This window comes from Streptomyces sp. FH025, from assembly GCF_017427025.1.
Classification (GTDB): domain Bacteria; phylum Actinomycetota; class Actinomycetes; order Streptomycetales; family Streptomycetaceae; genus Kitasatospora.
Genome location: NZ_JAFLNG010000797.1, coordinates 1 through 3,185, shown reverse-complemented (window position 1 = coordinate 3,185; position 3,185 = coordinate 1). Strand labels below are relative to the sequence as shown.

Genomic DNA, 3,185 nt, shown 5'->3' with positions numbered 1-3,185 from the left:
GGACCAGCTGATCGCCCTGTCCGGGCTGCTCGGCGGCGTGGTGCTGATCGTCTTCGAGGTGTACGACCGGGCCGACCGGGTGCCGCTGTGGTCGGTGGCGCTGCCGCTGCTGGTGATGGCGGGGCTGGAGCTGGTCCGGCGCACCCGGCCGGTGCTGGCGGTGTCGGTCGGCGGGCTGGCCTTCGCGGCGAGCCTGTTCAGCGGGAGCCTGCTGGCGACGATGATCATGTACACCGATCTGCTGTACGCGGCGGTGATCTACGGCACCCGGCGGATGTCGCGGGTGCTCCACCTGACCGGCGGCTCGACCGTGCTGGTGCTCTCCTGCCTGGCCTGGTTCGCGGGCGGCCTCCCGGCCGGGCTGCTGGTCGTGGTGGTCAGCTCGCTGGTGTTCCTGGCGCCGGTGTGGACCGGTGACGTGGTGCGCAAGCACCGGCAGGAGGCGGAGACCGAGCGGCTGCGGGCCGAACAGACCGCGCTGCTCTCGGAGATGGACCGGCGCGAGGCGGTGGTCGCCGAACGGGCCAGGATGGCACGGGAGTTGCACGACGTGGTGGCCAACCACCTGTCGGCGATCGCGATCCACGCCACCGGTGCGCAGTCGGTGGCCCGGCGGCGGAGGCTGGCCGAGGACGACCCTCTTGTCGAGGTGCTGGCGGTGATCCGGGAGAACAGCGTCCAGGGTTTGGCCGAAATGCGTCGCATGATCGGACTGCTCCGGGAGAGTGGCGGGGGAGAGGCCGACGAGTCGTACGCGGCGCCCGACCTGGCCGCGGTGGACGCGCTGTTGGGCAAGGCCCGGGCGGCCGGGCAGGACGTCGGGCTGGACTTCGAGCTGAGCGAGCGGGGCGAGCGCGGGGACGTCCCGGTGCCGGTCGGGCTGGCCGCGTACCGGATCGTCCAGGAGTCGCTGACCAACGCACTCAAGCACGCCGGGCCCGGACTGGTCAGCCTGCGGCTGGAGTTCGGGTCCGAGGAGCTGCGGATCGCCGTCGACAGCCCGTACCGGGGCGAGCCGGGCCGTGAACTGCCCGGCGCCCGGGCCGGGCTGGTGGGCATGGCGGAGCGGGCGGGGCTGCTCGGCGGCAGCTTCGAAGCCGGGCCGCGGGACGGTAGTTGGCGGGTGCGCGCGGTGCTGCCGCGCGGTCGGGAGAACGAGGGGCGGGCATGACGATCCGGGTGCTGGTGGCCGAGGACCAGGCGGCGGTACGGGCCGCGCTGGTGATGATCCTGCGGGCCGAGCCCGGGTTCGAGGTGGTCGGACAGGCCGCCGACGGCGAGGAGGCCGTCAGGCTGGCGCTGGAGCTGCGGCCCGACGTGGTGCTGATGGACGTGCAGATGCCCCGGCTGGACGGCGTCTCGGCGACCCGGCAGGTGGTCGCCGCCGGGGCCGCTCAGGTCCTGGTGCTGACCACCTTCGACCTGGACGAGTACGTCTACGGCGCGCTGCGGGCCGGGGCGGCCGGGTTCCTGCTCAAGGACCTGGAGGCGGACACCCTCGTCGAGGGCATCCGTACGGTGGCGCGCGGGGACGGCATGCTGGCGCCCTCGGTGACCAGGCGGCTGATCGGCGCCTTCGCCCGCCCGGAGCGGCGCGTCGGCCCGGAGGCCCGGGAGGCGGTGGCCGGCCTGACCGCCCGTGAGCGGGAGGTGCTGGCGTGCCTGGGCGCCGGGCTGTCCAACGGGGAGATCGCGGCCCGGCTGGAGATGGCGGAGGCGACCACCAAGACGCACGTCAGCCGGATCCTGGCGAAGCTGCGGCTGCGCAGCCGGGTACAGGCGGCGATCCTCGCCCAGGACCTCGGCCTGACCATCTGATCAGCGGGCTGAGCAATTGGGCTGAGCAACCGGGCTGAGCAAACGGGCTGAGCAACTGCGCTGAGCAACTGGGCTGAGCAAGCGACCAGGTCGGTTGCAGATCACACTCTCGATCGCTACTGCACGGGGGATTTGGGCACTAGAGTCCGCCGTGAGCGACGCGGCTCTTACCGGCGGTGACCCCTGCCCTGAGCCGCCTTCAGGGCCCGCCCGCGGGGCGGCGACGGCATCCGGGAGACCCAGCCATGAGCAATGCGTCCAGCAAGCAGATCGCCGTGATCGGTGCCGGCCTGATGGGCGCCGGCATCGCCCAGGTGTCCGCGCAGGCCGGCCACCCGGTGGTGCTGCGGGACGTCACCGAGGAGGCGCTGCAGCGCGGCCTCGCGGGCATCCGCGCCTCGTACGACAAGTTCGTCGCCAAGGGCAAGCTGAGCGCCGAGGACGCCGAGGCCGCGCTGGGCCGGATCACCACCACCACCGACCTGGGCGCCGTCGCCGAGGCCGACATCGTGGTCGAGGCCGTGTTCGAGCAGCTGGACGTCAAGGAGGGCGTCTTCCGCGAGCTGGACAAGCTCGCCAAGGACGGCGCCGTGCTCGCCTCCAACACCTCCGCCATCCCGATCACCCGGATCGCCGCGGCCACCCGGCGGCCGGAGTCGGTCGTCGGCGTGCACTTCTTCTCGCCGGTCCCGATGATGAAGCTGGTCGAGCTGGTCCGCGGCTACAAGACCAGCGACGAGACGCTGGCCACCGCCCGCGCCTACGCCGAGGGCGTCGGCAAGGAGGTCGTGGTGGTCAACCGCGATGTGGCCGGTTTCATCACCACCCGCCTGATCACCGCGCTGGTGGTCGAGGCCGCCAAGCTGTACGAGTCGGGCGTCGCCACCGCCGAGGACATCGACACCGCCTGCCGGCTCGGTTTCGGCCACGCGATGGGCCCGCTCCAGACCGCCGACCTGACCGGCGTGGACATCCTGCTGCACGCCGCCCGCAACATCTACACCGAGACCCAGGACGAGAAGTTCGCCGCCCCGGAGATCATGGCCCGCATGGTCACCGCCGGTGACCTCGGCCGCAAGAGCGGCCGCGGCTTCTACCCGTACGAGGGCAAGTGAGCCGACGCGGCTGAACGCCAGGTGGGCCGTGCGACCGGAGCGTCGTACGGCCCGCTCCGCCCGGGGCGGGTGAGTTTCCTCACGCCGGGTGCCGCAGACGGGTGATTTGGGCGGGAATCGAGCGTAGGTGTGGAGACTTCCTGCGTATATTCCCTCGGACGAGTGAAGTTGCTTCAGATCTGGCCGGAAACCAGCAACCTGTGGCGCTGCTCCGCCGTCAGATGAGGGAACCCGGCATTCCGACCGGGGCCG

3 protein-coding genes are annotated in these 3,185 nt (G+C 72.1%); all 3 read left to right on the top strand.

The features are described 5' to 3' along the window. Window positions 1-1,171: sensor histidine kinase (locus tag J0670_RS34000; protein WP_243437915.1), on the top strand; the 1,171-nt coding region annotated here is incomplete at its 5' end. Beyond that, window positions 1,168-1,818 carry a response regulator transcription factor gene (locus J0670_RS33995; protein WP_207816184.1) on the top strand — a complete coding sequence of 217 codons (651 nt, stop codon included), beginning with the start codon at window positions 1,168-1,170 and terminating at the stop codon, window positions 1,816-1,818. The genes J0670_RS34000 and J0670_RS33995, both read left to right, overlap by 4 nt. Before the next feature lie 245 nt (window positions 1,819-2,063). After that, entirely contained in the window at window positions 2,064-2,933 is an 870-nt protein-coding gene (locus tag J0670_RS33990) for a 3-hydroxyacyl-CoA dehydrogenase family protein (protein ID WP_207816182.1), read from the top strand. The last annotated feature ends 252 nt before the right edge of the window (window positions 2,934-3,185 follow it).